Origin of the sequence: Algibacter mikhailovii, assembly GCF_014651495.1 — a bacterium.
In the GTDB taxonomy this organism is placed as follows: domain Bacteria; phylum Bacteroidota; class Bacteroidia; order Flavobacteriales; family Flavobacteriaceae; genus Algibacter_E; species Algibacter_E mikhailovii.
Genome location: NZ_BMWZ01000001.1, coordinates 155190 through 181648 on the forward strand (window position 1 = coordinate 155190; position 26459 = coordinate 181648).

Annotated in this window: 23 protein-coding genes; 15 read left to right on the top strand and 8 right to left on the bottom strand. The window is 34.4% G+C overall.

What is annotated here, in order from left to right; genetic code table 11:
- Positions 1-33 precede the first annotated feature (33 nt).
- The 6 genes from IE051_RS00695 (at position 34) to bshA (ending at position 8216) form a co-directional block, all read left to right on the top strand.
- Complete coding sequence (locus IE051_RS00695) at positions 34-984, top strand: MlaD family protein (protein ID WP_189358455.1); 951 nt, start codon at positions 34-36, stop codon at positions 982-984.
- A 2-nt stretch (positions 985-986) separates the two neighbouring features.
- Positions 987-2300: a 4Fe-4S dicluster domain-containing protein gene (locus IE051_RS00700; RefSeq protein ID WP_189358457.1), complete on the top strand. Its 1314-nt coding sequence runs from the start codon at positions 987-989 to the stop codon at positions 2298-2300.
- Positions 2301-2438: 138 nt separating this feature from the next.
- Positions 2439-3230, top strand: a complete 792-nt coding sequence (locus tag IE051_RS00705) for a (Fe-S)-binding protein (RefSeq protein WP_189358459.1) — start codon at positions 2439-2441, stop codon at positions 3228-3230.
- Between the two features lie 37 nt (positions 3231-3267).
- Positions 3268-3753: an ABC transporter ATPase gene (locus IE051_RS00710; protein WP_189358462.1), complete on the top strand. Its 486-nt coding sequence runs from the start codon at positions 3268-3270 to the stop codon at positions 3751-3753.
- Positions 3754-4077: 324 nt separating this feature from the next.
- Positions 4078-6996, top strand: a complete 2919-nt coding sequence (locus tag IE051_RS00715; RefSeq protein WP_189358463.1) for a serine hydrolase domain-containing protein — start codon at positions 4078-4080, stop codon at positions 6994-6996.
- Between the two features lie 80 nt (positions 6997-7076).
- Positions 7077-8216 carry an N-acetyl-alpha-D-glucosaminyl L-malate synthase BshA gene (bshA, locus tag IE051_RS00720; RefSeq protein ID WP_189358466.1) on the top strand — a complete coding sequence of 380 codons (1140 nt, stop codon included), beginning with the start codon at positions 7077-7079 and terminating at the stop codon, positions 8214-8216.
- Between the two features lie 2 nt (positions 8217-8218).
- Here bshA and IE051_RS00725 read toward each other — a convergent pair whose 3' ends face one another.
- From IE051_RS00725 to IE051_RS00735, 3 genes are all read right to left on the bottom strand, one after another.
- A complete protein-coding gene (locus tag IE051_RS00725; RefSeq protein ID WP_189358468.1) occupies positions 8219-8590 on the bottom strand; it encodes a VOC family protein in 372 nt (123 codons plus the stop codon).
- A gap of 71 nt (positions 8591-8661) precedes the next feature.
- The gene (locus tag IE051_RS00730; protein ID WP_189358470.1) at positions 8662-10116 is read right to left on the bottom strand and encodes an MltF family protein; all 1455 of its coding nucleotides are present in this window, start codon (positions 10114-10116) and stop codon (positions 8662-8664) included.
- A 193-nt stretch (positions 10117-10309) separates the two neighbouring features.
- The gene (locus tag IE051_RS00735; RefSeq protein WP_189358472.1) at positions 10310-10735 is read right to left on the bottom strand and encodes an outer membrane insertion C- signal; all 426 of its coding nucleotides are present in this window, start codon (positions 10733-10735) and stop codon (positions 10310-10312) included.
- A 131-nt stretch (positions 10736-10866) separates the two neighbouring features.
- Between IE051_RS00735 and IE051_RS00740 the strand changes: the two genes are divergently transcribed.
- A complete protein-coding gene (locus IE051_RS00740) occupies positions 10867-13776 on the top strand; it encodes an FAD-binding and (Fe-S)-binding domain-containing protein (RefSeq protein WP_189358474.1) in 2910 nt (969 codons plus the stop codon).
- Here the strand turns inward: IE051_RS00740 and IE051_RS00745 are convergent.
- Positions 13768-14628, bottom strand: a complete 861-nt coding sequence (locus IE051_RS00745) for a UDP-2,3-diacylglucosamine diphosphatase (RefSeq protein WP_189358476.1) — start codon at positions 14626-14628, stop codon at positions 13768-13770. The genes IE051_RS00740 and IE051_RS00745 overlap by 9 nt on opposite strands.
- A 187-nt stretch (positions 14629-14815) precedes the next feature.
- On the opposite strand from IE051_RS00745, the gene aroC reads away from it, so the two are divergent.
- From aroC to IE051_RS00775, 6 genes are all read left to right on the top strand, one after another.
- Complete coding sequence (gene aroC / locus IE051_RS00750; RefSeq protein WP_189358477.1) at positions 14816-15877, top strand: chorismate synthase; 1062 nt, start codon at positions 14816-14818, stop codon at positions 15875-15877.
- Positions 15878-16285: 408 nt separating this feature from the next.
- Positions 16286-17611 (top strand): dicarboxylate/amino acid:cation symporter, encoded by a 1326-nt coding sequence (locus tag IE051_RS00755; RefSeq protein WP_189358479.1) that lies wholly within the window; start codon positions 16286-16288, stop codon positions 17609-17611.
- Between the two features lie 45 nt (positions 17612-17656).
- Entirely contained in the window at positions 17657-18694 is a 1038-nt protein-coding gene (gene gshB / locus IE051_RS00760) for a glutathione synthase (RefSeq protein WP_189358481.1), read from the top strand.
- Positions 18695-18738: 44 nt separating this feature from the next.
- On the top strand, positions 18739-19551 hold the full coding sequence (locus tag IE051_RS00765; RefSeq protein WP_189358483.1) for a sulfurtransferase: 813 nt from the start codon (positions 18739-18741) through the stop codon (positions 19549-19551).
- 3 nt (positions 19552-19554) lie between these two features.
- Positions 19555-20385, top strand: coding sequence for an N-formylglutamate amidohydrolase (locus IE051_RS00770; protein WP_189358485.1), 831 nt, complete (start codon positions 19555-19557; stop codon positions 20383-20385).
- A 5-nt stretch (positions 20386-20390) separates the two neighbouring features.
- A complete protein-coding gene (locus tag IE051_RS00775) occupies positions 20391-21551 on the top strand; it encodes a peptidase MATCAP family protein (RefSeq protein WP_189358487.1) in 1161 nt (386 codons plus the stop codon).
- A 159-nt stretch (positions 21552-21710) separates the two neighbouring features.
- Here the strand turns inward: IE051_RS00775 and IE051_RS00780 are convergent, their stop codons facing one another.
- Positions 21711-22253: an HNH endonuclease gene (locus IE051_RS00780; protein WP_189358489.1), complete on the bottom strand. Its 543-nt coding sequence runs from the start codon at positions 22251-22253 to the stop codon at positions 21711-21713.
- Positions 22254-22428: 175 nt separating this feature from the next.
- Between IE051_RS00780 and IE051_RS18540 the strand changes: the two genes are divergently transcribed.
- Positions 22429-22641: a hypothetical protein gene (locus IE051_RS18540; protein WP_229796689.1), complete on the top strand. Its 213-nt coding sequence runs from the start codon at positions 22429-22431 to the stop codon at positions 22639-22641.
- Positions 22642-22695: 54 nt separating this feature from the next.
- On the opposite strand, the gene IE051_RS00790 is transcribed toward IE051_RS18540, so the two are convergent.
- The 3 genes from IE051_RS00790 to IE051_RS00800 all read right to left on the bottom strand — a co-directional run bounded on the left by IE051_RS00790 (position 22696) and on the right by IE051_RS00800 (position 24966).
- Positions 22696-23271, bottom strand: a complete 576-nt coding sequence (locus IE051_RS00790; RefSeq protein ID WP_189358491.1) for a hypothetical protein — start codon at positions 23269-23271, stop codon at positions 22696-22698.
- A 258-nt stretch (positions 23272-23529) separates the two neighbouring features.
- Complete coding sequence (locus IE051_RS00795) at positions 23530-23961, bottom strand: hypothetical protein (RefSeq protein WP_189358493.1); 432 nt, start codon at positions 23959-23961, stop codon at positions 23530-23532.
- A gap of 285 nt (positions 23962-24246) precedes the next feature.
- Positions 24247-24966, bottom strand: coding sequence for an alpha/beta fold hydrolase (locus tag IE051_RS00800; RefSeq protein ID WP_189358495.1), 720 nt, complete (start codon positions 24964-24966; stop codon positions 24247-24249).
- Between the two features lie 289 nt (positions 24967-25255).
- Between IE051_RS00800 and IE051_RS00805 the strand changes: the two genes are divergently transcribed.
- Positions 25256-26254 (top strand): leucine-rich repeat domain-containing protein, encoded by a 999-nt coding sequence (locus IE051_RS00805; protein ID WP_189358497.1) that lies wholly within the window; start codon positions 25256-25258, stop codon positions 26252-26254.
- The last annotated feature ends 205 nt before the right edge of the window (positions 26255-26459 follow it).

Genomic DNA, 26459 nt, shown 5'->3' on the forward strand with positions numbered 1-26459 from the left:
TTATATTAAATTTGTTATTCAAACATAGCTATTTTGAAAATAAGCAGAGAAGTTAAAACAGGTGTACTCGTAATATTAGGAATCATTCTTTTTATTTTTGGGTTCAATTATTTGAAAGGAGAAAATTTATTGAGTTCATCTCGGGTATTTTTCACAGAGTATGAAAATGTAGAAGGGTTGGTGGCGTCAACACCGGTTACCATAAGTGGTATGCAGGTTGGTAAAGTTTTAGAAATTGGTTTTAAGGAAGATGGATCTGGAAAGTTATTGGTAAAAATTCTTGTAGAGAGTGAATTTGAGTTTTCTAAAAATAGTAGTGCTGAACTTTATGAAACAGGACTTATTGGCGGAAAGGCTATCGCAATCGTTCCCGCATTTGATGGTGCTGAAAACGCTGTAGATGGCGATGTACTAGTAGGAGGAAAAAAAGCAGGTTTGACTGATTTGGTGAATCAAAGATTAACGCCATTACAGGAGAAAATTGAAACGATGATGGCTAGTGCTGATATTCTGCTTAATAACCTTAATGATGTTTTTGATGAGGAAACCAAAGGGAATTTAAAGAAAAGTATTGCCGAATTAAGTGAAACCATGGCTTCTTTCAAGAATACTTCAGCTTCTTTAAATCACATGATTAAAAGTAATGAAGCTCATATTGATAGTGTTTTAACAAATACCAATAGAATTACAAGTAACATGGCTAATGTTACAAAAACGATTTCAGATTCTAATATTGATCAAACCATTAAAACCTTGGAGGAAACCCTTAACAGTTTTAATAAAACACTTACAGCAGTTAATAGTGGAGAGGGTACTATGGGTAAACTTTTAAAGGACGAAGCTTTATACGAAAATCTTAATGCCGCTGCCGTTGAACTTGAAGCCTTATTAAGAGATATTAAGTTACACCCCAAGCGTTATACTAGAGTATTATCGAAAAAGGAGATTCCTTATGAAGAGGAAACTGTTGAAGAAACTAAATAATCATGCCATATTTATCAAATATAATTTTTGCAATAATTCTAATACTTGCCGTAGGTTACTTTGCTAAAAATGTAAAAAAGCTTATTAGAAACATTAAGCTCGGTAAGGATACAGATAGGACTGATAATAAATCACAGCGTTGGAAGAATATGGCAATGATTGCCTTAGGGCAAAGTAAAATGGTACGACGACCAGTATCAGGATTTTTACATGTCATTGTTTATGTTGGCTTTGTAATTATCAATCTAGAAGTTTTAGAGATTATCTTAGATGGTTTATTCGGCACTCATAGAATAGGACTAGCGGTTTTACCTGTTTCTGTTTATGGGTTTTTTATAGGAACTTTTGAAATTTTAGCGTGTTTGGTTTTTGTTTCAGTAATTATTTTCTGGATGAGAAGAAACGTTATAAAGCTGGCGCGTTTTTGGAAAAGTGAAATGACAAGTTGGCCAAAGAATGATGGTAATTTCATTCTTTATTTTGAAATGGTACTCATGTCTTTGTTTCTAATCATGAATGCTACAGATTTACAATTTCAAGTGTTAAATTCGGGAAATACGATAAGTCAATTTATAGCACCTTGGTTTAGTGGTTTCCCAGAAAGCACCTCACATGTCATTGAAAGAGGGGCTTGGTGGTTGCATATTATAGGCATTCTGGTATTTTTAAATTACTTGTATTTTTCAAAACACCTGCATATTTTATTGGCATTTCCTAATACCTTTTATGGTAATTTGAAGCCCAAAGGGCAAATGACAAATGTAGATGCCGTTACAAATGAGGTCATGATGATGATGGACCCCAATGCAGATCCGTTTGCTGCTCCAGCAGAAGGAACCGAAGATGATGTTCCTGAAAAATTTGGCGCTAGTGATGTACAAGATTTAAATTGGGTGCAATTACTTAACGCCTACACATGTACGGAATGTGGGCGATGCACCAGTGAATGTCCAGCGAATCAAACAGGAAAAAAACTGTCGCCGCGTAAAATAATGATGGACACCAGAGACCGTCTTGAGGAGGTTGGAAAAAATATTGATGCCAATAATGGTGAGTTTAAGGAAGACGGTAAGCAGTTATTAGATGATTATATTACCAAAGAAGAATTATGGGCTTGTACCTCTTGTAATGCATGTGTAGAGTCTTGTCCTGTAAGCATAGACCCTTTATCTATTATCTTGGAGATGCGTCGCTATTTGGTTATGGAACAGTCGGCCGCGCCAACTGAATTAAATAATATGATGACGAATATTGAGAATAATGGAGCGCCATGGCCATATAATCAAATGGATCGATTAAACTGGAAAAACGAATAATACGTTAATTTAGGGTGTTAGCCAAAGGGGCGGCTTTTAGCTAGTATATCCCGAAGGCTAAAACAAAGGACTTAAAAGAAAGAGTTCTAAAAATTGCTAAAGCACTAACGTATACAAGAACAACAATATATCAAGCATATGAGCGAGACACTTAAAGTACCAACAATGGCCGAATTTATGGCTCAAGGAAAACAACCTGAAGTTTTATTTTGGGTAGGTTGTGCTGGAAGTTTTGATGATCGAGCTAAGAAAATCACTAAAGCATTTGTTAAACTTTTAAATAAGGCTAATGTAGAATTTGCGGTTTTAGGTACCGAAGAGAGTTGTACCGGAGATCCAGCAAAGCGAGCAGGAAATGAGTTTTTGTTTCAAATGCAAGCGGTAACCAACATAGAAGTTTTAAATGCTTATGAGGTAAAAAAAATTGTTACGGCATGTCCGCATTGTTTTAATACCATAAAAAACGAATATCCTGGTCTTGGTGGGACCTATGACGTTATGCATCATACACAGTTTTTAAAAGCCTTATTAGATGAAGGCCGACTAACAATTGAAGGTGGTAAGTTTAAAGGCAAGCGTATTACATTTCACGATCCTTGTTATTTAGGTCGGGCTAATAATGTATATGAAGCACCTAGAGATTTAATTCAGAAATTGGAAGCTGAATTGGTTGAAATGAAGAATTGTAGACGTAATGGTTTATGTTGTGGCGCTGGTGGTGCTCAAATGTTTAAAGACGCCGAGAAAGGGGATAAAGAGGTAAATGTTGAGCGTACAGAGCAGGCTTTAGATATTAAACCAGAAATTATTGCAGCAGGGTGTCCGTTTTGTAACACTATGATGACTGATGGGGTAAAAGCCAAAGAAAAAGAGGCTGAAGTTGCTGTTATGGACATTGCTGAACTTATAGCAAATGCACAAGATTTATAATCCATAAAATTATTAATTATAATATTTTAGACTAAAAATGCTAGTAGATTTTAATACATTACCAGAAGAGTCAAGAGTTTGGATTTATCAAGCTAGTCGTTCGTTTTCAGAGCAGGAACTTGAAGATTTAAAGTCGAAAATAGATTTATTTATTGAGAATTGGACTGCGCATGGTAGTGATTTACAGGCTGGTTATGTTATTGAATACAAGCGTTTTATAGTTTTGGGATTAAATCAAAACATGAATGCGGCGACCGGCTGTTCCATTGATGCGTCTGTTCATTTTATTCAACAGCTTGAAAAGGAATATAATGTAGACCTTATGGATAAAATGAATGTATCCTACAAGCAAGGTGAGTACGTTGCCTATAAATCCTTAACGGACTTCAGAAAAATGGCTAAAGATAAAGCCATATCTAAAAACACCATAGTATTTAATAATCTGGTCACAAATATTTCAGAATTCCGAGAAAACTGGGAAGTACCAGCTAGCGAGAGTTGGCATAGTAGATTTATAAAATGATACTTAACCGTTTAATAATTATTTCATTATTAAATGGTTTTTTTACAATCAAAAACTAGTTCAGAATAATTCGAAACTAAATCGGTTATACTTATAAAATTGAAATAAATGAGTATTTCTAGGAGAAACATCAAAAGTTAATCTTGGGATAACATTGGTGACTAGAATTATATTTTCACCATCTTAATGAAATGGATTTAATAGATAGTTTTGAAATCTTATTAAATCTGTCTTAAAGTCTTTTAATCTTCTTTTAAAAGTATTATTTTGCCGCGGTTATTAGTATTTTTAAATACTATATTTCATTCTTAATGAATTCCTTATATGCGCCATCTATATTTATTACTTTTGATTTTCACTACAGCATTTAATAGCTATAGTCAAAATACAAAGAATCCCTTATTATCAGAAGACATTGAACTGCAACAAAAATGGGTGGATAGTATTTATGGTTCCATGACTTTATCAGAAAAAGTTGGACAGTTATATATGGTGCAAGTCATGTCCAATCAAGATGAAGCTAACAAGGAGAAAATTTCACAAATTATAAAGGATTATTGTATTGGCGGTATTATTTATTCCAACGGAGGGCCTTACAGGCAGGCGAAGTTAAATAATGAGCTTCAAGAATTATCAAAAGTACCTATGCTTGTTGGTATGGATGCAGAATGGGGCTTAAGCATGCGTTTAGACTCGACTTATGCTTTTCCTTGGAATATGACATTAGGCGCCATTAAGGATAATAAACTTATTGAGCAAACAGGACGGCAAATAGGAGAGCATTGCAAACGTTTAGGAGTACACTTTAATTTTGCTCCTGTTGTAGACATTAATACCAATCCCTTGAATCCGATAATTGGTAATCGTTCATTTGGAGAGGGTAGAGAGAATGTTACAAATAAGGCTTTGGCATTTATGAACGGCATGCAAAGTGCTGGAGTTTTAGCCAATGCGAAGCATTTTCCAGGCCATGGCGATACAGATCAAGATTCGCATAAAACCTTACCAACTATAAACTTCACCGAAAAACGCATTGATTCGGTAGAATTGTATCCGTACAAGAAATTAATAAAAGAAGGTCTTTCCAGTGTTATGGTAGCACATTTAAATGTGCCTAGTTTGGAATCTAAACCAGGTTATCCGTCTTCTTTGTCTAAATACATCGTTACGGATATTTTAAAAGAACGACTCGATTTTCAAGGTCTTATTTTTACAGATGCTTTAACAATGAAAGGCGCATCAGACTTTAGTGAAACAGGCGCTATTGATTTGGCGGCATTTATGGCAGGGAATGATGTCATGCTCATGTCGGAAGATGTTGGCCTTGGTATTTCTAAAATAACAAACGCCTACAACAATGGAGAAATTAGCGAGGAGCGCTTAGCATTATCTGTAAAAAAAGTGCTTCAAGCAAAATATAAGGTAGGCTTGCATAATTATCAACCTATTCAATTAGAAAATCTATCTCAAGATTTAAACCGATTAAAAGACGATGCGTTATATGAAGTTTTAATGGAAAGCGCCATTACTATTGTAAAGAACGAAAATGACATACTACCACTGCGACAGCTTGAAACTAAAAGTATTGCTTATGTGGAATTAGGTGATGATTCTGGTTCTACTTTTTTTAATGAACTAAAAAAATATGCCAAAGTACATGCCATTTCAGCTGACAGCCTTAGCCAGTTAAAAGGTAAGCTACAACCGTACAACACTGTAATTGTGGGGTTCCATCGTTCTAATGACAATCCTTGGAAGTCTTATAAATTTAGTGAAGCAGAGATTGATTGGATAGAAGAGATTTCAAAGACGCATACTATTATTTTGGATGTTTTTGTAAAACCTTATGCACTTGCTGAGTTGAAAAGCATTGATAATATAGCCAGTATTGTAATTAGTTATCAAAATAGTGAGATAGCACAACAAAAGTCAGCTCAAATTGTTTTTGGAGCGCTGCCATCTCAAGGAAGACTGCCTGTATCCATTGGAGACCATTTCTTAATGTATTCTGGAATTTCTACCAATGCCCTTAAAAGACTAAGTTATACAATACCCGAGCGCGCTGGCATGAGTTCTGAGAAATTAAAAAAGATTGATTCGATAGCAAATTATGCTGTCAAAAAAAAAATGACTCCAGGGATTCAACTTCTTATAGCAAGAAGCGGTAAGGTTATTTATAATAAAAATTTTGGGAAACATACCTACGAAGGCAAAGAAGAAGTGGGTTTTGATGATATTTATGATGTAGCCTCTTTAACCAAAATATTAGCTACTTTGCCTTTAACCATGGAATTGGAAGAGCAAGGTATAATTTCACTAGATTCAAAACTATCAGAATTACTTTTGGAATATGGAGATTCTAATAAGGCAAATATTACTGTAAAAGAAATGTTGTCTCATTATGCGCGGTTAAGGCCTTGGGAACCCTTCTATTATAAAACACTGGACTCGATAACCAAAAAGCCTGATGCAAAATATTATCGATCTAGTAGATCTGATGCTTTTGAGGTGGAGGTTGCAAGAAATTTGTTTTTACGAACGGATTATCAGGATTCTATCCCTGAAATTATAAAAGATTCTGAATTATTAAGTAAACTTAAATACCGCTACAGTGATTTTCCTTATTATATTTTAAAGAAATTTATAGAGGAGCATTACGACAGAACATTAGAACAATTGGTTCAATCACATTTTTATGAATCATTAGGGGCTAATTATACCATGTACAATCCATACCACAACATCAGTAGTAAGAAAATTGTACCTACAGAAATTGATGACTATTACCGAAATCAAAAAGTACATGGTTATGTTCATGATATGGGAGCAGCAATGCAAGGTGGTATTGGCGGGCATGCAGGGGTTTTTAGTAATGCAAATGATGTTGCCAAAATTATGCAGATGTACCTGCAAAAAGGCTATTATGGTGGAAAGCGTTATTTAAAACCTGAAACTATAGATAAATTTAACACCTGTTATTATTGTGAAAGTGACAATAGAAGAGGCATAGGTTTTGATAAGCCACAGTTGGGCGATGCTGGTCCTACTTGTGGTTGTATTTCAATGACTAGTTTTGGACATTCTGGTTTTACTGGGACTTACGCATGGGCAGACCCTGAAGAAGAAATTGTCTATATCTTTTTAGCGAATAGAACTTACCCTAATGCAGGAAAAAATTTATTGTTAAGGGAGAATATTAGAACTGAAATACAACGTCTCATATATGAGGCAATAGAAGAATAAAGGATCTGTAGTTTTTCGTTTTGAAAGTCTAAATTTTTATTTTTTTGGACTTGTAAAATTGAGGCATTAAAAAAAAGTATATGAAAATAGGTATTGTATGTTACCCTACATTTGGAGGTAGTGGTGTTGTAGCTACTGAACTTGGTTTAGAGCTTTCTAAGCGTGGCCATGAAATTCATTTTATTACTTATAACCAACCTGTACGGCTGGAACTTATAAGCAATAATGTGCACTACCATGAAGTTAATGTACCGGAGTACCCGTTGTTTCATTATCAGCCATATGAACTAGCTTTATCGAGCAAATTGGTAGATATGGTTAAGCTTCATGGTATTGAAATATTACATGTGCATTATGCTATTCCTCACGCTTATGCAGCATATATGGCCAAGAAGATGCTGCAAGAAGAAAATATTTATATACCTATTGTAACCACGCTGCATGGTACAGATATTACTCTAGTAGGTAGTCATCCATTTTATAAACCGGCGGTAACGTTTAGTATTAATAAATCTGATGCCGTTACAGCTGTTTCTCAAAGTTTAAAAGATGATACGATGCGTCTTTTTGATATAAAAAAGGACATTAGTGTGGTGCCTAATTTTATAGATTTAGAAAAACATAACCTTCATGGTTTTACAGATTGTCAGCGCGGTATGATGGCAAATGATGATGAAAAGATAATTACACATATTAGTAATTTGCGTCCGGTGAAGCGTGTACAAGATGTGATTAGTGTTTTTTATAATATTCAAAAAGAAATGCCTGCAAAACTCATGTTTATAGGTGAGGGGCCAGAGAAGGAAAAAGTAGAGCTTACCTGTCAAGAACTAGGTATTCTGGATAAAGTGGTGTTCTTTGGAAAAAGTAATGAAATAGATAAAATATTATGCTTTAGCGACTTGTTTTTGTTGCCATCACTTACGGAAAGTTTTGGATTAGCGGCATTAGAAGCAATGGCTTCAGGGGTGCCTGTAATTTCTAGTAATACAGGCGGTATTCCGGAAGTGAATATTCATGGTGAGTCGGGGTTTTTAAGTCCGGTTGGTGATGTTGAAGATATGACCAAAAATGCCTTATATATTCTAGAGGATGAACAGCGATTAAAAACCTTTAAGGATAAAGCAAGGAAACAATCTTTGAATTTTGATTTACATGCTATTGTACCTATGTATGAAGCAATTTATAAAGACACCTTAGCAAAATGCTTAGTGCTCTAAAATTATACATGTTGATCTATTAAAATTGTATTGCCGTCAGGATCCATAAAAACGATACTTGCAGGACCTGTGGTACTGTCATCTGCTTCCTGTGTTAATTTAATCCCTTGGTTTTTTAAATGATTTTGGATACTCCTAACATCGTCAAAATCTGATAACGTGTTAGCGTTTTCATCCCAACCTGGGTTAAAAGTCATAATATTATTTTCAAACATCCCTTGAAACAAGCCTATGAGTGAATTTCCATTTTTCATTATCAGATAATTTTTATCAATATCACCTGCGAAAACAGAAAATCCTAAATGCTCATAAAACGTTTTTGAGGCATTAATATCTTTAACACTCAGACTAACTGAAAAGGCTCCTAATTTCATAATTTTAGTTGTTGGTTCTTCTCTAAAGATATTGATTATTACTGAAAATCAAATAAATCATAGAAAATGATTTATTGTGCTTCAAGAATTTGATTGTACAAATTATAACGTTCATAAATATCTTTTACATATGAAATGGGTTCTATACCGTGCACATACCCGTATTTTATACCGGGCTTAGTATAGTGCTTTCTATAGGTAAGTTTAAGGAGGGACGCTTCAATATTTTCATCCCAAATATTTTGATTACCATCCTTATTTAGTTTGATTAATGTCACGGCATCTTTAACGTGATTTATGCCTGCATTATAGCTTGCTAAAGTAAATTTAATGCGTTCATTTCTATCTGGTATTGATTTCCACTCATTCCAAAGTTGTTTAAGGTATCTAGTACCGGCTTTAATACTTTCTTCTGGGCTAGAGGTATCTAAAACGCCTAATTCTTTGGCAGTAGAAGGCATAATTTGCATTAAGCCATGGGCACTTGCCCAGCTTTTGGCATTCGGGTTAAACCTAGATTCCTGAAATATTTGACTGGCTAATAAGACCCAGTCCCAAGGTAAATCTTTTGCATATTTCTTTATTAAGTCATCATAAGGACTAAGTTTTCCGGTGTTATTTAAGAAATAATCACTTTTAATATGCTTTTTTATTGTCCTTTTGTTTTTATAGTACCTGTTATATATTACATAATAGTCGGTAGTGTTTTTTATTTTAGACACCCATTCGTTTAAATAACTACTTAGGCCAGTGGCGTTTTTCCTCAATACCCAAGATGCCTTTTGCGATAAACTCACAGGAACGGATACATCAAGGTTTTTAAAGTTATAGGCGTGCATTTGAGCCAATGTATTATCTGCTATGGTGTATTTTATTTCACCTGTGCTTACCATGCCAATCAGCTCATCTGTTGTGATATTAGAATTAACTTCATCAATATGAATAACATCACCTATTTCATCCATTAAGTTTTCAAGTCTCATTTTGTATGAAGAATTGGCTCTCACACTAACCGTATCATTAATTAATTCAATAACGTCATTCTTAAGCATGCCATCAATTTCATGTAATTTTAAATCCCGCCAGTTATCTGGTTTTTTTTGAACAAGAACTTGTTTGGTTAGGTATAAGTAGTTCGAAAACGTAAATCGCTCTTTTCTACTTAGAGTGGGCGTGAAACCATGTGCAACAATATCACCCTTGCCATTATTAAGCCATTCGCCTAGAACACTAAAATCTTTTGCTACAACAATTTCTAAAGTAACCCCTATGTCATCTGCAAAACGTTCTAAAAGTTCATACTCAAACCCCATAGTTTCACCTCTATATATGAAGAAGCTAGTTGGTCCACTAACTACAATTGCCTTTAAAACACCCCTTTTCTTAATGGCCTCTAAATCAAAATTAATAGGCCCAGCTATTGAGGGATTATCAAAAGGTATATCATGTTCTGCTAGTTTTTTTTCCGAAGTACAGGAAAATAAGATAAATATGGCAGTTAAATAGAGGTAGGTTTGTAATTTCATAGAGGGCTTTTAATTTTTGGAATATACAAACGTTAGAAGAGAAATGAAAATATTCTTTCTTTAGTTAAGTTCTTAGAAAAGTGTTTTTTTTCAGAAAGTCCTTAATTTCGGCGGTTTACCACTTATCTAGCTGTAAAAAAAAAAGCACCTATAATAGGTGCTTCATTTTATTTGTTCGACTAAAGGAGGTAATTTAATTAAATCGATATCTAATATTAAGTCCAAATCCACCCCATTCAAAATCGGTATCTTCTACAATCCAAAATGTTGGTCGGTAATCTACACCTATGGAAATGGGTGCATCAAACGTATATTCTAAGCCTATTTCTCCACTAGCTCCAAGTAAAAACTTGTCTCCAAAATAAGCAGAAGGTCCAACGCCAACGTACCAGTTAAGATTGTCTTCGCCTAGAGGTTTGTATAACAGGTCCCATAAGGCATCCAATCCAACACCATCACCAAAGGATACATTCGCATGAATTCTACCAGAACCTGTTGGGATTATACCATCAACAGCTACATTGTTGGAGCCAGAAACTTGACCAAAGCGAATACCTATTTCTTGGGCGCTTAAGGCAACTGAGGCAATCATAAAAAAGGCTAAAATTAAATGTTTCATAAGTTCTTAATTTTCTGTGTTTGTTATTAAAATTTTCTTTTTTTAAAGTATATTGACCTTATTAATATAAAGCTTCAAAAGTAATAGGAATTTAGCGCTTCAGGAAGTTCTTGTATTACAAATTTTAGTTTATGACAATAAATATTTTAAAGTCAACATTTTCAGGGGAATTGTTTTTTGATAATCTTTCAAAAAGCATTTATGCCACAGATGCCTCGGTGTATAGAAAACTACCTTTAGGCGTGGCTTATCCAAAAAATGAAAATGATATTAAATTGCTTATTCAATTTGCGAAGGCCAATAAAACCTCTTTAATTCCTAGAACGGCAGGGACATCGTTGGCAGGTCAATGTGTAGGTGAAGGACTTGTGGTTGATGTATCAAAGTATTTTACCAAGATTATTGAAGTTAATGAAAAGGATCAAACGGTTACTGTTCAACCTGGTGTTGTGAGGGATGTTCTTAATAATTATCTTAAACCTTATAATTTGTTTTTTGGACCTAATACGTCTACTTCTAATAGATGTATGCTTGGCGGCATGGTTGGTAATAATTCATCAGGAACGACGTCAATACAATATGGTGTTACTCGCGATAAAGTATTAGAAATTCAAGCCGTGTTAAGTGATGGAAGTCAAGCTGTTTTTGGAAACTTGTCTAATAAAGAATTTGATGATAAATTAAACAGTGGAGGTTTAGAAGGGCGCATTTATAATAAAGTGTTTAATGCCTTAAAATCAGATCAGGTTAAAACGCGCATTAAAGAGCAATTCCCAAAACCAGAAATTCATCGTAGAAATACAGGTTATGCAATTGATGCGCTTATCAATGCCAATGTTTTTGAGGAATCAGAATTACCGTTCAATATGTGTAAGCTACTTTCAGGAAGTGAGGGGACATTAGCTTTTACCACACAAATAACTTTAAAGTTGGACAAGATTCCTCCAAAGGAAAGCATTATGATTGCGGCACATTTTGATAGCGTTCAAAGGTGTTTAGAGGCTGTTCAACCGGTAATGAAACATAATTTGTACACCTGTGAAATGATGGACAAAACCATCTTAGATTGTACAAAGCATAATAAAACCCAACAAGAAAATCGTTATTTTATTAACGGTGACCCTATGGCTATTTTAATGTGTGAAGTCAAGGCCAATAGTCAAGAAGAAGTTGAGGTTTTAGCAGATAAATTGCTTAAAGAAATTAAGAATACTGGGTTAAGTTATGCCTACCCTGTTTTAAGAGGTGAGGATATTAATAAAGCCATTAACTTAAGAAGTGCCGGTTTGGGGTTATTGGGTAATATTGTTGGAGATAAAAAAGGGGTGGCCTGTATAGAGGATACTGCAGTAGCATTGCCAGACTTAGCCAATTATATTTCTGAATTTACCGATCTTATGAAGGGCTACAAGCAAGACGCCATATATTATGCACATGCTGGAGCTGGGGAAATTCATTTAAGACCCATTTTAGATATAAAACAAAGTGGGGATGTAAAGCTCTTTAGGAAAATAACTACCGATGTGGCCCATTTGGTAAAAAAATATAATGGTTCAATGAGCGGTGAACATGGGGATGGTATTGTTAGAGCTGAGTTTATCCCGCTAATGATAGGCTATGAGAACTATGAAATTATAAAACAGATAAAGGAGGTCTTTGATCCAGAATGTGTTTTCAATCCCGGTAAAATTGTGGATGCATTTCCTATGGATGAATCATTACGATATAAAGCGGATAGAGAAGAACCAGAAATTGAAACGCTGCTGGATTTTTCAAAATCACTTGGTATTTTAAGAGAAGCTGAAAAATGCAATGGTACTGGAGACTGTAGAAAGTTACCCGAATTTGGAGGAACCATGTGTCCTAGTTTTAGAGCCACTAGGAATGAAAAGGATACCACTAGGGCGAGAGCAAATGCCTTACGGGAGTTTTTGACGAATTCTGATAAAGAAAACAGGTTTGATCACAAAGAGCTGAAAGATGTATTTGATTTATGTTTGAGTTGCAAAGCCTGTTCTAGTGAATGCCCTAGTAGTGTAAATGTGGCGGCTTTAAAGGCAGAGTTTCAATATCAATATCAGAAAAGTAATGGAAGTTCGCTTAGAACAAAATTGTTTGCCTATAATAATCAACTCAATAAATTTGGGAGTATGGTGCCAAGTTTGGCAAACTTTATGTTTTCAAATAAATTAAGCGCTAGTTTACTTAAAAAAGGTTTTGGTGTTGCGAAACAAAGAAATCTACCTTTTATTTCTTCAACTAGCTTGGAGAAACATTATCACGCTTTTAAGAACAGACAAAAGGGTAAAGGCTACATTAAAACGGTTTATTTGTTTAATGACGAATTTATAAATTTACTGGATACGGATATAGGCATTGACGCCCTGGATCTCTTGGAATCCTTAAATTATGAAGTGAAAATCATTAATAATGAGGAATCGGGAAGGACATTTTTATCTAAAGGTTTTTTAGATCAAGCAAAAATTTGTGCAGATAAAAATGTCGCACTATTTAAAGATTTTATTTCGGAAAATACGCCGCTTATCGGTATTGAACCTTCTGCGATATTAACATTTAAGGATGAGTATATAAGATTAGCAGACGATAAAACATCAGCAGAGGCTATTGCAAAAAACACCTTTTTGATCGAAGAGTTCATTCAGCAGGAAATTGAATTGGGCAATATACATTCGGGACAGTTTACTAAAGAGGCTAGACAAGTGAAATTTCATGGACATTGTCATCAAAAGGCCATGGTTAATCAACTTTCAAGCTTTTCTGTTCTAAATTTACCAGCCAATTACAAGGTAACCATTATACCAAGCGGATGCTGTGGTATGGCTGGTAGTTTTGGGTATGAGAAAGAGCACTATGAGGTGAGTATGACCGTAGGTGAGCAAACCTTATTTCCTGCTATAAGAAAAGCATCAGAAGAGGTTATTATAGCTGCAAATGGTACAAGTTGTAGACATCAGATTAAAGATGGTACTCAGCGAGAAGCCAAACACCCTATTAGTGTGTTAAAAGCAGCTTTAATTTGATTTTTTATTTGAGGGTTTATCAACAATAGTTATCGCTGAAATTAAATAGTTAAGGTTGTCGTATTCAAGGTCATTGAATTCGTCTTCTATACTAAAAGGTGTCAGTTTATCCTTGCTGAAATTGTATATTTTCCAACGTTTAAATTGATATTCTAAAGCGGTAAAGTTTTCAACCCAATCGCCGGAATTAAGGTAGATGGTTTTACCGTTTTTGTTTTCAAAATGTTCCATTTTAGGTTGGTGTATATGTCCGCAAACTACGTAATCATAGCCATTTTCAATAGCCAGCTCAGCGGCTACACTTTCAAAATCATGAATATATTTTATAGCACCTTTAACGCCGTTTTTCAACTTACTTGATATGGAGTAACGTGCTTTCCCCCGTTTATCTAAATACCAATTGAAAAGTCTATTGATAAGGATTAAAAAATTATAGCCATATCCACCTAATTTTGCTAACCACTTAGCGTGCTGTATGGAAACATCAAAAACATCGCCATGAAAGAACCAAGCCTTTTTTCCGTGTAAATCCAATACTGCTTTATCTACGATAGAAATATTTCCTATGGTTGTATTACTAAATTTTCTTAACATTTCGTCGTGATTCCCGGTTATATAGATAACTTCAACGCCATTGGAAGCCATGGTCATTATCTTCTTGATGACTTTCAAATGTGATTTTGGGAAATACCGTTTACTAAATTGCCAAATATCTATGATATCGCCATTCAATATCAATTTCTTAGGCTCAATACTGTTTAAATAAGTTAATAAATGCTTGGCATGACACCCGTATGTACCTAAGTGAACATCGGATATGACTGCAATTTCAAGTTTTCTTTTTATTTTCAATGTATTTGTCTTTATACTTTACAAAGTAATGGTCTTAATATTAATTCATTATTATGTCTTAATTATTTAAATATCAGCAATTTGTTAAATAAAGGTTACTTAAGACTATAAGAATTAATAAATAACAAGAGGCTATTTCATTTCCTTATTTCTAGGAATAGCTTTATTTTAGCGAAAAATTGAAATTATGGCTGGAAATTCTTTCGGGAAACTATTTAATCTTACCACTTATGGAGAATCTCATGGAACTGCACTAGGAGGCGTTATTGATGGATGTCCGTCAGGTATTACTTTGGATTTGGATGAAATTCAAAATGAGTTAAACCGAAGAAAACCTGGACAATCAGCCATTGTGACACAGCGTAAAGAACCGGATACGGTAAAGTTCCATTCTGGAATTTTTGAAGGGGTTACTACAGGAACTTCAATTGGTTTTGTTATCGAGAATACAAACCAGAAGTCTCATGATTATTCGCATATAAAAGACAGTTATAGACCGAGTCACGCTGATTATACATATGACAAGAAGTATGGTATTAGGGATTACCGTGGTGGGGGCCGTAGTTCAGCAAGAGAAACAGCTTGTAGAGTTGTAGCAGGAGCTATTGCAAAACAAGTAATTAAAGGGGTTGAAATTCAGGCTTATGTTTCAGGCGTTGGCAAGCTACAGATTGATAGACCATATACGGATTTAGATCTCACACAAATTGAATCTAATATTGTTAGGTGTCCGGATCAAGACATGGCGGCAAAAATGGAAACCTATATCAAAGAAGTCCGTGGTAAAGGAGATACTGTTGGTGGTATTGTGAGTTGTGTTATTAAAAACGTACCTGTAGGTCTTGGAGAGCCTGTTTTTGATAAACTGCATGCTGAATTAGGTAAAGCCATGTTATCTATAAATGCTGTAAAAGGTTTTGAGTATGGCAGCGGATTTCACGGCAGTACCATGTATGGCAGTGACCATAACGATTCATTTAATAATGATGGTTCTACCAAAACTAATTTTTCTGGTGGTATTCAAGGCGGCATAAGTAATGGCATGGATATTTATTTTAACGTGGCTTTTAAGCCCGTAGCTACGCTTATTCAGAAATATGAAACCATTGATAAAGCCGGTAATACTGTTGAGATGCAAGGTAAAGGACGTCATGATCCATGTGTGGTTCCAAGAGCTGTGCCTATTGTAGAAGCTATGGCTGCATTGGTTATAGCAGACTTTTTACTAATAAATAAAATGTACAAGTAGAAGGTACTTGAGGGATTACTATATAGTATTCTATTTCTATTTTATTCTGAAGTAAACAAAACTTGTTTTTTCTAGGTTTTAGTTGGATTTTGAGCAAGGGATTAAATTTAAATATTAAAGGTTAGTCAGCGAACCATAGCCCTTTTCTATATTTAGTTTCGGTTAGCTTTTAAGACTTCAAAGGCGTTGGATAAATTAACCACCTTTATACGGATGTACTTCATTCTAGAGGCAAATAATGGATTATATCTAGCATTTATTGGCTTGGTTAAAAAGCATTCTAAAGATATTCCGTTGGAAAATCACATGTTTTGATTCTTAAATTCGGTTAAATATCCATTTTAAGAAATGCTTTGAACAATTTTAAAAAAACCTATATTGTATCGCAATTAAATATTAAAGGAGCATATGAAAAAAATGGCATTGCATTGGAAGATAATTATAGGAATGGTTCTTGGAATCATTTTTGGTTTTATAATGAATAATATTGCTGGAGGCAAGGGGTTTGTAGCTGACTGGATAGCGCCCTTTGGTACCATCTTCATTAATCTTCTCAAATTAATAGCCGTACCGCTAATTTTAGCTTCTCTAATTAAAGGTATATCCGATTTAAAGGATATTTCTAAAATAAAATCTATGGGTTTAAGAACTATAGGAATTTATATAGGAACGACCTTAGTAGCCATTATTATTGGATTGAGTATTGTAAATACAATAAAGCCAGGGAAAGGTATGGACCAAACTACTATTGAAAAAATCAAACTAAAGTATGAAAATGATGCTGGAGTTACAGATAAATTGGCAAAAGCGACAGCTCAAAAAGAAGCAGGTCCACTCCAAGCTTTAGTGGATATTTTTCCTAGTAATATTTTTAAATCCTTTACAGAAGCTTCTATGCTTCAAATTATTTTCTTTGCTTTATTTGTTGGTATTTGCTTGCTACTCATTGGCGAAAAAAAGGCGAAACCACTTGTAGACTTTTTTGACTCGCTAAATGAAGTCGTTATGAAAATGGTGGACCTCATCATGCTTTTTGCGCCTTATGCAGTATTTGCACTTCTAGCGAATGTGATTATTGCTTTTGATGACACTGAAATCCTTATTAAATTATTATGGTATAGCTTATGCGTTATTGGTGGACTAGTTTTAATGATTGGTTTTTATCTTTTACTCATTGGTGTATATGTCAAAAAATCACCACTGTGGTTTTTACAGCAAATAAGTCCCGCGCAATTGTTAGCCTTTTCAACCAGTAGTAGTGCAGCTACACTTCCAGTTACCATGGAGCGTGTTGAAGAACATTTGGGGGTAGATAAAGAGGTTTCTGGTTTTGTTTTACCGGTAGGCGCTACGGTAAATATGGATGGAACTAGCTTATATCAAGGCATTGCAGCCGTGTTTATTATGCAAGTAATATGGCCGGAAGGCTTAGTGTTTTCAAATCAACTTATAATTATAATTACGGCCTTGATGGCTTCTATTGGCAGTGCCGCTGTGCCTAGTGCAGGTCTTGTTATGCTCGTAATAGTACTTGAATCTATTGGCTTTCCAGCAGAGTTACTTCCTATTGGAATCGCCTTAATTTTTGCAGTTGATAGGCCACTTGATATGTGCCGTACCGTTGTGAATGTTACTGGCGATGCTACGGTTTCTATGATGGTTGCTAAATCATTAAACAAATTGCATGATCCACAACCCAAAGAATGGGATGATAATTATGATGAAGTGAAATAAATTTATAACTTTAAGCATAAGTAAATAACCTAAAACAATTGCAATATGAATGTGTGTTTTATCATGTATCCTTGGGAAGAGATAGATCCTGAGAATGACACTACTTTGGCATTAATCAAGGAATGTGTAAAAAGAAAACATGGTGTAGCTATGTGTACACCGGCAAGTCTTACCATTAGGAATAGTGTAACAACAGCTAATTGTACCGTAGTTGGCAGGTTAGAAAAAACACCCAGTTCATTAAAGTCGTTTTATAATAAGGCTAAACTAAGAGAGGAAATGCTTCCTTTGGCTGGTTTTGATGTCATTTTCTTTAGAGCAAACCCTCCTTTAGATCCTTTAATGCTAAACTTCTTAGATTCGGTTAAGGATGATGTCTTTATTATGAATTCCTTACAAGGTATGCGCGAAGCGAATAATAAGCTTTATACGGCTGCATTTGGTGATAATCATAGTAATATCATTCCGGCTACGCATGTATCTAAAAGTAAACGTTACTTAATAAAACAAATAAAAGAATCCGCTGCCGATAAAATGATTTTAAAACCCTTAAATGGTTTTGGTGGCTCAGGTGTTATTTTGATAGAAAAGTCGGCCATGAGTAATATTAATTCGTTGTTAGATTTTTATATCAATAGTAGTGATGGAAAATCAAACTATGTGATATTGCAAGATTATATTGAAGGTGCAGATCAAGGGGATATTAGAATACTCATGCTTAATGGAGAACCTGTTGGTGCTATGAAACGTGTACCAGGAAATGATGATCACCGTTCCAATGTTTCTGCCGGAGGAAGTGTGCAACGACACAGTTTAACTAAGGAAGAAAAAGCATTGTGCAAGCAAATAGGACCAAAGTTAGTAAATGATGGTTTGTATTTTGTGGGTATTGATGTTATTGGTGGAAAATTAGTTGAGGTGAATGTGATGTCTCCTGGCGGCATTACTTATATCAATAAGGTCTATAAGTTGAAAATAAAAATAGAAGAAAAAGTTATTGATTTCCTTGAAATGAAAGTACTTGATAAGTTAGAAGCTTTTGATAGGCGTACGCGATTGCGAAAGGCTGTTGAAGAGGCTTAGTAATATTTCCTTTTTAGATATATCTATATTTCAAATTAATTGCAATGATCACATTATCCTCTCCAATTGTTTCGGCAGCATGGCTGAATGAAAATAAACATGCCGAAAACCTTATTATCCTTGATGGCACTATTAATAAATCATTTAATAGCGAACAGATTCAAATTCCTAATGCGCGGTTATTTGATATAAAAGGTAAGTTTAGTAATGTTTCAGATCCTTTTCCAAGTGCTTTTCCTTCTCAAAATCAGTTTGAAAGTGAGGCTAGGGCTTTAGGCATAAACAATGCCAGTGCTATTGTGGTTTATGATGATAAAGGTATTTATTCTAGTGCCCGTGTATGGTGGCTATTTAAAGCCTTTGGTTTTAATAATGTAGCCGTATTGAATGGTGGTTTTCCAATCTGGAAACAAGAAGGTTTTGCCACCGAAAGGATGTCTCAATATGAAGGACTAAAAGGTGATATTATAGCGGAATTAAATCCAAATTATATGCGGTTTTTTGATGATGTTAAAGAGGCTTCTGAAGCTAAAACGCACGTTATTATTGATGCACGCGCTTCGGGAAGATTTAATTGTCAGGTACCTGAGCCTAGAGCAGGATTGCGTATGGGTACTATTCCGAATTCGGTAAATTTGCCTTTTACAGATTTATTAGAAGATGGCTTATTAAAGCCAAAAGTGGCATTAGAAAAAGCCTTTTATATGCTTGCCGACAAGGATGACCCCATTGTTTTTTCTTGTGGCTCCGGAATAACTGCTTGTGTATTGGCTCTAGGGGCAACTATAGCCGGTTATAAGAATATTTCAGTATATGATGGCTCATGGACAGAATGGGGGAGCTTGGTAAATGTTTAGGTTATGGAGCAACTTTCTATTCATCAAATCATTGAAAATATAAAAAGCCAAAAGGTTTTTGAGGCTGTAGCTTTTGATTATTCGTTTACTATAAAAATTGAAAAATATGTCCCTTATGCCTGTGCAGCAATTCATAACGGACATCAATTTAGAAAGGAATTATGGGAGAATTGCATACACACGGCATATGAACGCTGGTATGAAGAAGATCCAGAGACAAAACAGATGATACAATCTCACCCCATTGTTATTTCAGGATGTGATTCGCGTTTTGAATATGATTTAAACCGTGCTCCGGAGGATGCTGTTTTTGAAACCGCGTGGGGAAAGCAGCTTTGGCATAAACCACTCTCGGAAGCAATGAAAAATAAAAGCGTATTAAAGCATAAGCAATTTTATGAGGTTGTAAGTGCACTCGTCTCAACTTTAGAATTAAAGTTTGGCTTTTGTACCGTTTATGATATGCATAGTTATAATTGGAAACGTTGGGATAGGGAAGTACCTACATGGAACTTAGGCACGCGTAATTTGGATAATGAACGTTTTGAAGCTGTTATTGAGGATTGGAGGCATAGTTTATCTGAGATTAAATTTCCCTACAGTATTGCTTCTACAGCTAAAATCAATGATACCTTTCAAGGAAACGGTTATTTTTTAAAATTTATAACCTCAAAATTCAAAAATACTTTAGTTTTGGCTACCGAAATTGCCAAAGTATATTGTGATGAATATAAACAAGTTATTTATCCTGAAGTGGTTGCATTAGTGGAGAAAGAATTAATTGACCGTATCCCTCAACATGCAAACGAGGTTTACAGCAGGTTTAAAAAGTAAGGATTATGAAGGTTGAAATTAATGCGGAAACAACGGCATTATTAGAAATAGATAATAACATTGATGCTTTAGTCAAGCAAATAGAATTATTAAGTTATGTTAATCCCGTAAATATCGAGGAAGAAAAAGAACGCTTTTTTTCTTCCAAATATTTAAAAGCGCCCGTTTTTAAATATCCTGATATCAACTTTGATAAGTTTAAACTCCATAGAAAACTATTTACACAACCTATAGAGCGTATTGAGGATCCCTTAATTAAGGATCTGTATGAAGACATCATTTATGCCTACTCGGGTTTAATTCAATGTATAGAAACCATAGGTGATGGTAAAAAGTTTTACTATAATTGTCTGCATTGTTTTGGTACACCTACCGAAAAGGACGTTGAGAATGCTAAGTTTATTTTGCATTTTGAGGATGAAGATAAACAAGCGGCTAAATTTCAACCAAAATATTCAGCTGAGGAATCGGAAGTGTTTTTTAAACGTTTTTCAGAAAACTTTGCGTTTAATTATGAGATAAAACATTCTGATAAGATATCGGCTATAGCCATGGTTTTGAATAATATAAAAACCTTGGTGCTCAACACAAATCACACGTTTTCAGATAATGAAATTGCCGTTTTAACCAATCATGAAATTGGCGTACATATGGTAACTACCATGAATGGCTTATTACATCCATTAAAGATATTTTCTCATGGGTTTCCTAACAATGAAGAAACACAAGAAGGATTGGCTGTATTTGCGGAGTATATGAGTAATAATTTAACAGTAAATCGATTAAAGGAATTGGCCTATCGGGTCATAGCAGTAGACAGTTTGGCCAAAGGTTACACGTTTTCAAGAACGTTCAGGATGTTACATAATCAGTACGATCTAGATCGAGAAGCTGCCTTTTACATCACTGTTCGTGCACATAGAGGTGGCGGCTTTACAAAAGATTATTTGTATTTAACCGGTCTTAAAAAAGTGTATGATTATTACCACGAAGACAAAGATTTAAGTTTGCTGCTCACAGGAAAAGTGACTTTGGAATATGCTGACGAAATAAAGGCCTTAATCAGTAAAGGACTTGCGGTGCCATCAAAACATATAACTAGTGCCTATTCTGAGAATAAAAACACAAATAAAAAGGTGGATTTTATTTTAAGGAGTTTGAAGTAGGTACTATTTTTTAGACGTCGTTTAACGGTCTCGACTATGATCTTGTTGCGTAAAATTAGTTATGATTTTCTGATATAATCAAAGGAAAGGAAAAACGATTTAGTTTCTAAGATACATGCAACCGGAATAAGCCATACGCGCTATTATTAGGTGTTATTACTATAGGGTTACTTGACTCCAATTTTCTCCTTTTTTTATTCTATGAATTTGTGTGTCAGAGACCCCAAAGCGTTTTGCAATCATACTAATCCTAGTTCTATTATTTTTTAATTGACGTTTAATGATTTTTACTTTCCCCTTGTTTAATTTTCCAATATTACGACTTCTTTTTTTTATTATTTCTTTCCAATTTGGATTGTTAAACTGATGAAGTTCTTTTTCTCTTTTGGTTGCCCATTTAAGGTTTTCCACGTGATTGTCTGTTTTGTCGTAGTTCAGATGGATGACATAAATGCCGTCCTTTTGTTCAAGAAAATGTTGAGCCACAAGTTTGTGAACGTATCTGCTGGTCGATTTTCCGCTTTTTTGCTTTAGAGGGAGGTTTTGATATCCGTTGATAAATGATTTTTTGATTTCAAATTCGGTTTCTCCTTTACAGTTTAAAATGCGCCCGTAATTTGATATTTTGAACTGTTCATTTTCGGCAATTCCATCGTCAAACACTATGTTTTTCCATTCTTCATTCCAATATTTTTTTGTCATAATTTCAGTTGTTCTCAAAATGTACTACGAATTCAATGATATACGTCCGTTTTAATGACTGATACCAAGGCGTAAACGAAAATCGTTAATTTTTCTAAAAAAATCAAGTAAAACACCCTTAAATATCGTCGTAAATTCGCACACATGTAGCTGGTTTACAAAATGTTACTCGTGTTTGAGGAGGCTTAAAAAAGTAAATGATTATTACCAGAAGGGCAAAAATTTAAGTGTGCTTTGCACCGTTAAAGTAATTTTGGAATATGCCGACGAAATAAAGGCTTTAATCAGTAAAGGACTTGCGATGCCATCAAAACATATTACTGGTGGCTATTCTGAGAATAAAAACACCAATAAAAAGGTGGGTTTTATTTTAAGGCGTTGGAAGTAGTTAGGAGTTTTTAGGCTTCGTTAAACTTTAATGATATACGTCTATTATTACAGGCTATGAATTTAATGGAAATGTTAATCCAACGGCAAAAGCACCAACGTACTGTTGAACATTGGGTTGAAAATAATAGGTTAATCCTAAATCAACATTATTGTTCTTTCCTAATTCTAGTCCTAGTGAAAAAGGAATATGATAAATCACCCCATTTTGGTCAATATTGTCATAAAATGTTAATGTTTCAAATTTACCTATAGAAGTTCCAATTCCAATTTCCGCATAGGGTGCAACCCAAGGTATTGGAGCTCTAACTCTTGCTTTCCCCCCTAATAATAAAGCCTTTGATTCCGCCTTTTCAAAAGTGGGGTTGTTATTTAGATTTTTTCCGTTTGAACTTGTTAAAATTATACCCGCGTATGGTCTTAATTCAAACCAAGAGGTAACTTTTAGCACCAATTCTCCTTGTGCATAAAAACCGTCATCAGCTATATTATCAATACTATTATATGGCGCACTAAGGCCGTATCCAACTTGAACGTTTATTGATTTATCCTTTATAAATTGCTGGGCATTAACAAAATATGATGATAGTATTAGTAGGACTAGTAAAGGTGTTTTTTGCTTAATATTCATAACAACAGTGATTTGCATTTAAGTTAGATTTGGTATACTAGAGGCTTAGCGAAATTCGATAAAATTTCTGACAAATTCAACTTTAAGCAGACTTTAATTATTCGAATATTTGCGCTATCAATTGATGTTTTTAGAGCATGGCCATTTTATGCTCTGAAAGCGTTTATAAATGTTAGATGCATAAGAAGACCTTTGCATGTGAATTGAGCATTTGCATCCTTTTAAGGCTTTCTAACCGAAATTACAGAAATTTGGGCATTAGAGAAAAATAGTAATAGTGTTGCCTTCTAAATTGTATTGGTTACTAGTGACAACCACATCTATAAGCTCACCAAAATCGCAACACGCGTTTGATTTAGGTGCAGAGGTGTTATATGAAAACTGGGTAATTACATTAGAATCGATTTCTATTTCGATAGAACCTTTTAAAGCTTTTTTTATTATTAAAAGTAAACCCGATTCTTCAATTATCGTAAAATCATTATTCTTTTTTGCCCCATCTCTTACTGTAATTTGTTCTAAGGCTATGTTGTTTTGTAGAATGATATTTTCTTTGGTGCTATTATCAATCAGATGGACTAAAACAGAGGGAGCGGCACATAGCACTGTTGAACAGTCAGGTTTGCCATCGTTACTTTCGCAGCAACTAAGTACGATTATAATAACAAAAAAAAGTAGTCTTTTTATCATCTGTTAAATGGAGTTTATAACTAGATGATATAATGTTGTTAAGGTTGCGTTGGGCATTTGGAGTTTTCGTATTATTCTTTAAACTTACTTTACAATTTAGTTTAGGGGCTTGTTTAGGAATTGTTAAGAGCTGAAGTTGAGCACTAAATATTTCCGATTAAAACAAAGCTAAAAATCGGATAGGATCCTTAAGCGTTGGTAAGAACAATCAAAAACTTATAATCTGTGTTATGTGCTGTATTAGCCTTAATTTCCAAATCCAATTAATCATAAATGATTTTAAGTTCAAATGGATTTATAAATATCAACAAGAATTTTTGAAACTTTAGACATTGTAGGGTCTTGTTCTTGAAGTGTATGTGGGCCTTCAATGGTGATTATTTCCCAATGCCTTGCTTTAGCTTTTTTGGGAGCGCTGGTGGTTCTCATATATCCGAATATAGACATGGCTTCAGTGGCAAGTATTATAGTGCCCTCTGTTTTAATGTCATTCACAATATCTACGCGTTCCAAATAGGATTTTAACGGATGCTTTGACATTGTGGGAATAGGTTCTCGTAGTGCATCGGCAGTAATGAGCCATCCATCGCCATTTTCTTTAGCAGATTCCAATGCGATTCGTGCGACATCAGGTCCAAAAACATCCAAAGTGTTTTCCCCATGGTCAGCGGGGGCGCAATCAATATAAACTTGATGTTTAATTTTGTTTCCAATGCGGTCCACAACTCCGGATATTACTGGTCCACCATAAGAGTGTGCTACCAAAATGATATTGTCTAGGTTGTGCCATTCTATGAAATTAACAATATCATTTATATGTGTGGATATCCCCGTTTCTTTTGATAATAGGTGATTCTTTTCACCCAAACCAGTAAGCGTGGGATTGTAGACTTCATAACCTTTAGAAACAAGGTCCGCTTTGAGTAAATTCCACTGACCGCCCCATTGAAACGTGCCATGTACTAATACAAAAACAGGTTTGTCAACGTTCTCTTGTGAATACATATTGGGCGAATTAAGACAAATGGTAATTAGGCATAGCAAAAAGATACGGATGGGCTTCATAATACATGTGATTATTTTAATGTTTTAATAGCATATAATGGTTTGTCATTTTAATGTTTCCATTTATACGATGATTTTCCGAATACAAACTGGTAGCAAGAAAATGAGAAACTAACATTGTTTTAGTTAAAACTAACCATTTTTTAAATACCGCGTTGTAAAACTTTATATAATTATGTGTCCTTTTTCTTTTTTTTGTAATTTACACAGAATCTTAGACTCAAATAAAATGATAAAAAAATTACTTTTTATTGCATTAATCAGTAGTGGTTTAGTGCAATCGCAAACTTTTAATGTAGATGGTATTAATTATGAAGTAATCTCTGGAACTGAAGTAAAAGTCTTAGCTTCTAATGTTACAGGAGCTCTGGTCATACCTGAAAAGGTTAGAAATAGTTCTATAGATTATACCGTAACCATCATTGAAAATGCTGCATTTAACGGGCAGTTTGGTTTAGAATCAGTCGAAATCCCGAACACCGTAACGTCTATTGGAGCCAATGCATTTGATGGTTGTTTTTCAATGAATTCCTTGAAAATTGGAAACTCGGTTGCTTCTATTGGAACCTTTGCTTTTCAGTCTTGTTCATCATTAACAACTATAGATTTGCCCGGTTCTTTGCAAATAATTGCTAATAATGCATTTCAATATTGTACTAGTTTGTTGTCTATAATAATTCCAAATTCAGTAGAAACTATTGGTGATTCTGCATTTTATGGTTGTGATGACTTAGCCTCTATTTCTATAGGGAACTCAGTAACTGCTATAGGCGAAAATGCCTTCGGTTATCAACTGTCAAATTCGACTTTAACTTCAGTAAATTGCTCAATACCATCACCTCTAATTATAAATCCTAATGTTTTCAGTAATAGAGTTCTTGGCTCATGCAGTCTAAACGTAAGCGCTGGCAGTTTAAGTGCATATGAAAACGCAGATGTTTGGAAAGACTTTAACCCAATAAATGGCACATTAAGTAATGAAAACATCGATATTATAGACGAATTGAAGATTTATCCTAATCCAACTCAAAACGTATTATTTATTGAGGTAAGAAACGTTAATAATGCGAAGATTGAAGTTTATGACATGTTAGGAAAAGCACAATTAAACCAGTTGCTATATGATGGAGTTAATACTCTTAATACGGAAGAATTATCAAGAGGTATTTATTTGTTTAGATTGATTTCAGATGAAGGAACAATATCAAGAAAAATTGTTAAGAATTAAATGGTATTTATTTTAACCAAACATTTTGTTGTAACCTTATAATTCATGATTATATTTGAGAAAAATCGCAATATATTCATGAATATAAAATGATGGTTTATATTCTTTCTTAATGTTTTAAAACGTGTTTTAGCTACTAAAACCCTAATAGAAAACGCAAATAAATGATTAGAAGTAGGGGCGACTAAGTACTTGTTATTATGGC

Excerpts from the sequence above, each read along its gene's own strand:
- IE051_RS00700 (WP_189358457.1), top strand. The coding sequence starts at position 987 with ATGCCATATTTATCAAATATAATTTTTGCAATAATTCTAATACTTGCC.
- IE051_RS00705 (WP_189358459.1), top strand. The coding sequence starts at position 2,439 with ATGAGCGAGACACTTAAAGTACCAACAATGGCCGAATTTATGGCTCAA.
- IE051_RS00710 (WP_189358462.1), top strand. The coding sequence starts at position 3,268 with ATGCTAGTAGATTTTAATACATTACCAGAAGAGTCAAGAGTTTGGATT.
- IE051_RS00715 (WP_189358463.1), top strand. The coding sequence starts at position 4,078 with ATGCGCCATCTATATTTATTACTTTTGATTTTCACTACAGCATTTAAT.
- bshA (WP_189358466.1), top strand. The coding sequence starts at position 7,077 with ATGAAAATAGGTATTGTATGTTACCCTACATTTGGAGGTAGTGGTGTT.
- IE051_RS00725 (WP_189358468.1), bottom strand. The coding sequence starts at position 8,590 with ATGAAATTAGGAGCCTTTTCAGTTAGTCTGAGTGTTAAAGATATTAAT.
- IE051_RS00730 (WP_189358470.1), bottom strand. The coding sequence starts at position 10,116 with ATGAAATTACAAACCTACCTCTATTTAACTGCCATATTTATCTTATTT.
- IE051_RS00735 (WP_189358472.1), bottom strand. The coding sequence starts at position 10,735 with ATGAAACATTTAATTTTAGCCTTTTTTATGATTGCCTCAGTTGCCTTA.
- IE051_RS00740 (WP_189358474.1), top strand. The coding sequence starts at position 10,867 with ATGACAATAAATATTTTAAAGTCAACATTTTCAGGGGAATTGTTTTTT.
- aroC (WP_189358477.1), top strand. The coding sequence starts at position 14,816 with ATGGCTGGAAATTCTTTCGGGAAACTATTTAATCTTACCACTTATGGA.
- IE051_RS00755 (WP_189358479.1), top strand. The coding sequence starts at position 16,286 with ATGAAAAAAATGGCATTGCATTGGAAGATAATTATAGGAATGGTTCTT.
- gshB (WP_189358481.1), top strand. The coding sequence starts at position 17,657 with ATGAATGTGTGTTTTATCATGTATCCTTGGGAAGAGATAGATCCTGAG.
- IE051_RS00765 (WP_189358483.1), top strand. The coding sequence starts at position 18,739 with ATGATCACATTATCCTCTCCAATTGTTTCGGCAGCATGGCTGAATGAA.
- IE051_RS00770 (WP_189358485.1), top strand. The coding sequence starts at position 19,555 with ATGGAGCAACTTTCTATTCATCAAATCATTGAAAATATAAAAAGCCAA.
- IE051_RS00775 (WP_189358487.1), top strand. The coding sequence starts at position 20,391 with ATGAAGGTTGAAATTAATGCGGAAACAACGGCATTATTAGAAATAGAT.
- IE051_RS00780 (WP_189358489.1), bottom strand. The coding sequence starts at position 22,253 with ATGACAAAAAAATATTGGAATGAAGAATGGAAAAACATAGTGTTTGAC.
- IE051_RS00790 (WP_189358491.1), bottom strand. The coding sequence starts at position 23,271 with ATGAATATTAAGCAAAAAACACCTTTACTAGTCCTACTAATACTATCA.
- IE051_RS00795 (WP_189358493.1), bottom strand. The coding sequence starts at position 23,961 with ATGATAAAAAGACTACTTTTTTTTGTTATTATAATCGTACTTAGTTGC.
- IE051_RS00800 (WP_189358495.1), bottom strand. The coding sequence starts at position 24,966 with ATGTATTCACAAGAGAACGTTGACAAACCTGTTTTTGTATTAGTACAT.
- IE051_RS00805 (WP_189358497.1), top strand. The coding sequence starts at position 25,256 with ATGATAAAAAAATTACTTTTTATTGCATTAATCAGTAGTGGTTTAGTG.